Below are 7,002 nucleotides of genomic sequence, written 5' to 3' on the forward strand. Positions count from 1 at the left end.
TTCCCCGGTTACGGGTTGCGCTGCCAGCGGATATCGAGCGCCCGGATGCGCGATGACAGGGTCGTCGGTCGCAACCCCAGCATCGCGGCGGCGCCGCCGGGCCCGCTGACCTTGCCGCCGCAGGCATCGAGCGCGGCCACGATGGCGGCCCGGTCGCGGATGCGGCGTTCGGCCTCGGTCTGGATCGAACCCGTTGCGGGGGCAGGGGGCTGCGATGGCAGGGTCCGGCCGCGGTCGCGCGGCAGATCAACGAAGAGCCGGCCATTGCGCGCCAGGATCGCGGCGCGCTCGATCACGTTTTGCAGCTCGCGCACATTGCCCGGCCAGTCATAGGCGCAGAGCTTGGCGACATCGCCCTCGCTGAGCGCCAGGCCCTCGACCTTGAGCTTGCGTTGGGCGCCTGCGAGAAAATGCAGCGCCAGCAGCGGAATGTCCTCGACACGCTCGCGCAGGGGTACCGAGACGATCGGAAAGACGTCGAGCCGGAAATAGAGATCCTCCCGGAAACGCCCTTCGCGCACCTCGCGGCGCAGATCCTTGTTGGTCGCGGCGATGATCCGGACATCGACATGGCGGGTACGCTCCTCGCCGACGCGCTCGAACTGGCGCTCCTGCAGGACCCGCAGCAGCTTGCCCTGCAGTTCGAGCGGGATCTCGCCGACCTCGTCGAGAAACAGCGTGCCGCCATCGGCGAGCTCGAAGCGGCCGATGCGGTCGCGCAGCGCCCCGGTGAAGGCGCCCTTCACATGGCCGAAGAACTCGCTCTCGAACAATTCGCGCGGGATCGCGGCGCAGTTGACGCGGATCAGCGGGCGGACATGGCGTTCGCTCGCCGCATGGATCGCGCTGGCGATCAGCTCCTTGCCGGTGCCCGATTCACCCGTGACCAGGACCGCCACATCGGTTCTGGCGACGAGTTCGACCTGGCTCAGGATCTTCTGGATCGCGCCCGAGCGGCCGACGACGCCGCGATGGTTGCGCTCCAGCGCCATCTCCTCCTGGAGATAGGCGTTCTCGCGCTGCAGCCGCTCGCGCAGGCTGTCGACCTCGGCGAGTGCCGCGCGCAGGCGCTCATCGGCCTCATGGCGCTGGCTGATGTCGCGGAAGATGATCACCGCGCCGACGAGCCGGCCCCGGTCGCGGATCGGCGTCGAGGTGTACTCGACCCAGAAGCCTGTGCCGTCCTTGCGGAAGAACATCTCGTTTTCAACGTGATGGACCGCACCGTCGCGAAAGGCGGCGTAGATCGGGCATTGCTCATGCGGGTAATGCTTGCCGTCGGGCCGGTGATGATGCACGCTGGCATGCATGTCGCGGCCGATGAGCTCGCCCGTCTCCCAGCCCAGCATCGCCTCGGCGGCGGGGTTGACGAAGCTGGTGCGGCCTTCCGCATTGACGCCGAAGATGCCTTCGCCCGCCGCGCGCAGGATCAGCTGGTTGCCACGCTCGATCTCCTGGAACAGCCGCTCGGTGCGGCGCCACTCGGCCATGCCGCTGCGAATGTAATCCTCGGCTTCAGCATCGAGATCGCGCCGATGCCGCGCGTCGAGATCGTGGAAGGTGAGGAGAATGCACGGCGCCGTCTCGGCTTCGTCCGCCGTCGCGGCTGGCGGCGCCTCCAGCCGCGTGCCGATGCATTCGACATGCAGCTGGGTCCCGTCGCGGCCGAGCGGCATCAGGGCGCGCGTCCAATACCGGCCCTTGTGCAGCACCGCCTCGGTGAACACCGTCAGGGCCGCGGCCTGGCCGGGGAACAGCGAGATGATCGAGGCATCGATCAGTGCACCGCCATCGGGCGAGAACAGCCGCCTTGCCTGATGGTTGGCGGCCCGGATGCGGCCCGACATCGTGTCGACCGCCAGCACGGCGTCCACCAGATGGTCAAACAGCGCCATGTCGTCGGATGAGCGGGCGATGAGGTCGGGCAATGCGACGCAACTCACGATATTTCGTCAATCGTATCACGATAATTCGTGATTGACGAGATTTCGTCAAGGGCTCGTCGCCTGCAAGCCCTTGAATTTCAAAGACGCGTGATCGCGTCGCGACTTGGCCCGACGCTTGCTAATCCTGAGTGACGACCAGCCGCCCATTCGATCAGCCGGAGGACCCGCGCATGGCCCTGTTCAAGAATCCGTTCGACGCCGATCGCCGCATTCGCGGAGGCTGCGATTGTGGCCGGCATGAGAGCCAGTCCGCCCATGAGCGCGCCATGCGGGCCGAGGCGGTCGAGGTCTCGGCCTCCGAGGACGGGCGCTACACCCGCGTCGTCGAGAACGCCGTGATGCGGGCGCTGTTTCCCCAGGACGAGCAGCGCCGCTTCTTCCTCAAGCAGGTCGGCGCGTCCACCGCCCTGGCCGCGATCTCGAGCCTGTTTCCGCTGGCGGCCGCAACCGAGGCCTTTGCCCAGGCGGTGCCCGAGAAGAAGGACCTCAAGGTCGGCTTCATCCCGATCACCTGCGCGACGCCGATCATCATGGCCTCGCCGATGGGCTTCTACGCCAAGCACGGGCTGAACGTCGAAGTGATCAAGACCGCGGGCTGGGCCGTGGTCCGCGACAAGACGATCAACAAGGAATACGACGCCGCCCATATGCTCTCGCCGATGCCGCTGGCGATCTCGATGGGCGTGGGCTCGAACCCGATCCCCTATACGATGCCGGCGGTCGAGAACATCAACGGCCAGGCCATCACGCTGGCGATGAAGCACAAGGACAAGCGCGATCCGAAGTCGTGGAAGGGCTTCAAATTCGCCGTGCCCTTCGACTATTCGATGCACAATTACCTGCTGCGCTATTATCTCGCCGAGAACGGCATCGATCCGGACACCGATGTCCAGATCCGTTCCGTGCCGCCGCCGGAGATGGTCGCAAACCTACGCGCCGACAATATCGACGGCTTCCTCGCGCCCGACCCGGTCAACCAGCGCGCGGTCTTCGACGGCGTCGGCTTCATCCACATTCTCTCGAAGGAAATCTGGGACGGGCACCCCTGCTGCGCCTTTGCGGCCTCGCGCCAATTCGTGACACAGACGCCCAACACCTATGCAGCGCTGCTCAAGGCGATCATCGATGCGACCGCCTTCGCCTCCAAGGCCGAGAACCGCAAGCAGATCGCCGAGGCGATCGCGCCCGCGAACTACCTCAACCAGCCGGTCACCGTGGTCGAGCAGGTGCTGACCGGGACCTATGCGGACGGGCTCGGCAACATCAAGCGCGACCCCAAGCGCATCGATTTCGACCCCTTCCCCTGGGAGGGCTTCGCGGTCTGGATCCTCACCCAGATGAAGCGCTGGGGTCAGATCAAGGGTGATGTCGACTACGCCAAGGTCGCCAAGGAGGTCTTCCTCCAGACCGACACGGCGCGGCTGATGCAGGAGGTCGGCCTGACTCCGCCGGCATCGGGCTCGAAGACCATCGTCGTGATGGGCAAGACCTTCGATGCCGCCAAGCCGGAGGACTACATCAAGAGCTTCGCGATCAAGCGGACGTGAGCCGTGACAACGCCCGTCCTCGAACCGCCGCGGCCACCGCTGCCGCCCTTCACGGCAGACAGCGCCAGCGTCAAGGCGCGCGCGGCCGAGGATGCCTGGAACAGCCGCGACCCCGACCGGGTCGCTGCTGCCTATACGCCCGACAGCCGCTGGCGCAACCGCTCGGAATTTTTCGCCGGGCGCGAGGCGATCGCCGCCTTCCTGCGGCGCAAATGGGCCGGCGAGCACGAGTACCGCCTGATCAAGGAGGTCTGGGCTTTCGAGGGGGCGCGGATCGCGGTGCGCTTCGCCTATGAATGGCATGACGGGGCCGACGCCTGGTTCCGTTCGCATGGCAACGAGCAATGGGAGTTCGCGAGCGATGGCCGGATGGCGCGGCGCGAGGCTTCGATCAACGATGTTGCGATCGACGAGGGCGCCCGGCTGTTCCGCTGGCCGTTGGGGCCCCGCCCGGTCGATCATCCCGGCCTGATGGAGCTAGGCCTGTGAGCGCGTCCCTCACCATCCGCGCGGCGGTGCTGTCGCTGGCGATCCTCGTCGTCTTCCTGACCGCCTGGCATGTCGCTACGCAGACCGGCGGCGGAGGGCCCGCCGCCAATATCGATCCCGAATACGCCAAGCTGATGGGCCTTGAGGTCACGCAGGGCAAATCCGCCATGCCCGGCCCGCTCGATGTCGGCGCCACGATCTGGGGCCATCTGCGCGATCCCTTCTACGACAAGGGGCCCAACGACAAGGGGCTCGGCATCCAGCTCGCCTATTCGCTCGGCCGCGTGCTGCTTGGCTATGCGCTGGCGGTTCTGGTGGCGATTCCGCTCGGGTTTCTCATCGGCATGTCGCCGCTGATCTCCAAGGCGCTCGACCCGTTCATCCAGGTCCTGAAACCGATCTCGCCCCTCGCTTGGATGCCGCTGGCCCTCTACACGATCAAGGATTCCGGCATTTCGGCGATCTTCGTGATCTTCATCTGCTCGGTCTGGCCGATGCTGCTGAACACCGCCTTCGGCGTCTCGGCGGTGCGCAAGGAATGGCTCAACGTCGCCCGCACGCTCGAGGTCGGCCCGATCAGGCGCGCCTTCACCATCATCCTGCCGGCAGCCGCACCGACGATCCTGACCGGTATGCGCATTTCGATCGGCATCGCCTGGCTGGTCATCGTCGCCGCCGAGATGCTCGTGGGCGGCACCGGCATCGGCTACTTCGTCTGGAACGAGTGGAACAACCTCTCGATCACCAATGTCATCGTCGCGATCTTCGTGATCGGCGTGATGGGCATGATGCTCGACCAGACGCTCGCGCGCCTGCAGCGCGCCGTCACCTATCCGGATTGAGGCGACATGAGCGACCGTTTCATTTCGATCGAGGGCATCGCCCGCCGCTATCCCAAGGCCGGTGGCGACGTCACGACCGTGTTCGAGGACCTCTGGTTCTCGATGCAGAAGGGCGAGTTCGTCTGCGTCATCGGCCATTCCGGCTGCGGCAAGACCACCGTGCTCAACATCCTGAACGGGCTCGATGCGCCCGATGACGGGGTCGCGATCGTCGATGGCCGGGCGATCGAGGGGCCCGCGCTCGACCGCGCCGTGATCTTCCAGGGCCATTCGCTGCTGCCCTGGCGCACGGTGCTCGGCAACGTGGCCTATGCGGTCGCGGCGCGCCATCGCGACTGGCCCAAGGCGAAGGTGGCGGCCCATGCCATGGCCTTCATCGAGAAGGTCGGGCTCAAAGGCTCGGAGCTGAAGAAGCCCTCCGAGCTGTCGGGCGGCATGAAGCAGCGCGTCGGCATCGCGCGCGCGCTCTCGATCGAGCCCAAGATGATGCTGATGGACGAGCCCTTCTCGGCGCTCGATGCGCTCACCCGCGGCACGCTGCAGGACGAGGTCCGCCGCATCTGCCTGGAGACCGGCCAGACCGCCTTCATGATCACCCATGACGTCGACGAGGCGATCTATCTCGCCGACCGCATCGTGCTGATGACCAACGGCCCGCAGGCGATGATCGCCGAGATCGTCGAGAACCCGCTGCCGCGCGAGCGCATCCGGACGGAAGTCCATCACCACCCCGACTATTACGCGCTGCGCAACCATCTGATCGATTTCCTGGTGGTGCGCTCGAAGACGTTCCGCGACGCGATCCCCGAAGGCTACGACCGCCGCCACCCGCCCGTGGTGCGGCCGACCGCCGGCGGGAGCGACCCCGGCACGGGGCGCAAGGCGGCGTGAAGAACCTTTCCCCTCGGCCCTCATCCTGAGGAGCCGCGAAAGCGGCGTCTCGAAGGATGCTTCAGAATGTACTGGAGCATCCTTCGAGACGTGCCTTCGGCACTCCTCAGGATGAGGGCTGAACCAATCCAACCCAAGGAGAACCACCCCATGAAGCGCGAAGAGCTCACCGAGAAGATCCTCGACATCAAGCGCGAGAAGGGCTGGAGCTGGAAATACATCACGGAAGAAATCGGCGGCATGTCCGAGGTGCTGATCGTCGGCGCGCTGCTCGGCCAGATGAAGCTGGTCAAGCCGCTGGCCGAGAAGGCCCAGGCGCTGTTTGGCCTCACCGAGAACGAGAAGCGCATGCTCAACGAGGTGCCCTATCGCGGCACCGGCACGCCGATGCCGCCGACCGACCCGCTGATCTACCGCTTCTACGAGATGGTGATGGTCAATGGCCCGGCCTGGAAGGCGCTGATCGAGGAGGAGTTCGGCGACGGCATCATGTCGGCGATCGACTTCAACATCGAGTTCGAGCGCGAGCCCAACCCCAAGGGCGACCGCGTCAAGATCGCCATGTCCGGCAAGTTCCTGCCTTACAAGTATTACGGCAACGAGCAGGGCATCCCCGATTACGGCTTCAAGGAAAGCTGATCGGCAAGCCGGTGGCGCTGGTTCCTCAGACGAAAACGGCCCCGCATCACTGCGGAGCCGCCTTCCGTCGGGAGCACGCGAGGGCTCGACCTTGGGACGCCGCCGATCCCGGCCAGGCAGGCCGGAGATGGGCAGCGTCGGCAGCTCTACGCGCTTGCGCCCCGTTGCGCCATGGGGATGGTGGCAGAATGGCGCCAACGCCATCTCGACGGCGATTTTGAACCGCAACGCAGCCATCCTGCCCGACCGGGTGAGGGGCTCACCCTCCAAAACGCATGGCAAATCCGCGCCCGCATCGACATGCGGGCGCTTCGACGGCGAGGGGCAGCGGAGCGCCGCGAGGCGCGAGGGTAGAGATCCGCAACCATTGAGCCAGGTCGCGGCGCGGGCAGATTGAGCCACTGCCCGCACGCCCCGGGGCGCTCCGCTTGTCGGCGTTCTTAAGTCTCCGGGCCGCGCTTATGGGGTCGAAGGCCAGCCTGCGCCGCGAGCCCTAGACGCCAGTTCCCCTCAGCGGGTTGTCGCGCCGTCAGGCATGGGACGCAGGCGTGAGCCATAAGACCTTTCCAGCGAGCTCCTCGCACAGGGATCGTAATGTCCCCAGGGCGGTGCCCCGAAGCCTCCCGAGTCCGGCTTGTGAGACCGGCC

General features: G+C 66.2%; 6 protein-coding genes. 5 read left to right on the top strand and 1 reads right to left on the bottom strand.

From position 1 onward, the window contains the following. Nucleotides 1–8: 8 nt before the first annotated feature. Nucleotides 9–1,895 carry a sigma 54-interacting transcriptional regulator gene (locus tag IP69_RS03670; protein WP_054141478.1) on the bottom strand — a complete coding sequence of 629 codons (1,887 nt, stop codon included), beginning with the start codon at nucleotides 1,893–1,895 and terminating at the stop codon, nucleotides 9–11. Between the two features lie 221 nt (nucleotides 1,896–2,116). On the opposite strand from IP69_RS03670, the gene IP69_RS03675 reads away from it, so the two are divergent. The 5 genes from IP69_RS03675 (at nucleotide 2,117) to cynS (ending at nucleotide 6,354) form a co-directional block, all read left to right on the top strand. After that, nucleotides 2,117–3,493 (top strand): CmpA/NrtA family ABC transporter substrate-binding protein, encoded by a 1,377-nt coding sequence (locus tag IP69_RS03675; protein WP_054141470.1) that lies wholly within the window; start codon nucleotides 2,117–2,119, stop codon nucleotides 3,491–3,493. A 3-nt stretch (nucleotides 3,494–3,496) separates the two neighbouring features. Further along, nucleotides 3,497–3,982, top strand: coding sequence for a nuclear transport factor 2 family protein (locus IP69_RS03680; RefSeq protein ID WP_054141471.1), 486 nt, complete (start codon nucleotides 3,497–3,499; stop codon nucleotides 3,980–3,982). After that, nucleotides 3,979–4,824, top strand: coding sequence for a nitrate ABC transporter permease (ntrB, locus tag IP69_RS03685; protein ID WP_054141472.1), 846 nt, complete (start codon nucleotides 3,979–3,981; stop codon nucleotides 4,822–4,824). The genes IP69_RS03680 and ntrB overlap by 4 nt, the downstream gene beginning before the upstream one ends. A 6-nt stretch (nucleotides 4,825–4,830) precedes the next feature. Then, nucleotides 4,831–5,715: an ABC transporter ATP-binding protein gene (locus tag IP69_RS03690; protein WP_054141473.1), complete on the top strand. Its 885-nt coding sequence runs from the start codon at nucleotides 4,831–4,833 to the stop codon at nucleotides 5,713–5,715. Between the two features lie 150 nt (nucleotides 5,716–5,865). Beyond that, a complete protein-coding gene (gene cynS / locus IP69_RS03695; RefSeq protein ID WP_054141474.1) occupies nucleotides 5,866–6,354 on the top strand; it encodes a cyanase in 489 nt (162 codons plus the stop codon). The last annotated feature ends 648 nt before the right edge of the window (nucleotides 6,355–7,002 follow it).

It is taken from the genome of Allobosea sp. AAP35 (assembly GCF_001295925.1).
GTDB lineage: Bacteria > Pseudomonadota > Alphaproteobacteria > Rhizobiales > Beijerinckiaceae > Allobosea.

Coding starts and splice junctions, on each gene's coding strand:
- IP69_RS03670 (WP_054141478.1), bottom strand. CDS start 1,895: ATGGCGCTGTTTGACCATCTGGTGGACGCCGTGCTGGCGGTCGACACG.
- IP69_RS03675 (WP_054141470.1), top strand. CDS start 2,117: ATGGCCCTGTTCAAGAATCCGTTCGACGCCGATCGCCGCATTCGCGGA.
- IP69_RS03690 (WP_054141473.1), top strand. CDS start 4,831: ATGAGCGACCGTTTCATTTCGATCGAGGGCATCGCCCGCCGCTATCCC.
- cynS (WP_054141474.1), top strand. CDS start 5,866: ATGAAGCGCGAAGAGCTCACCGAGAAGATCCTCGACATCAAGCGCGAG.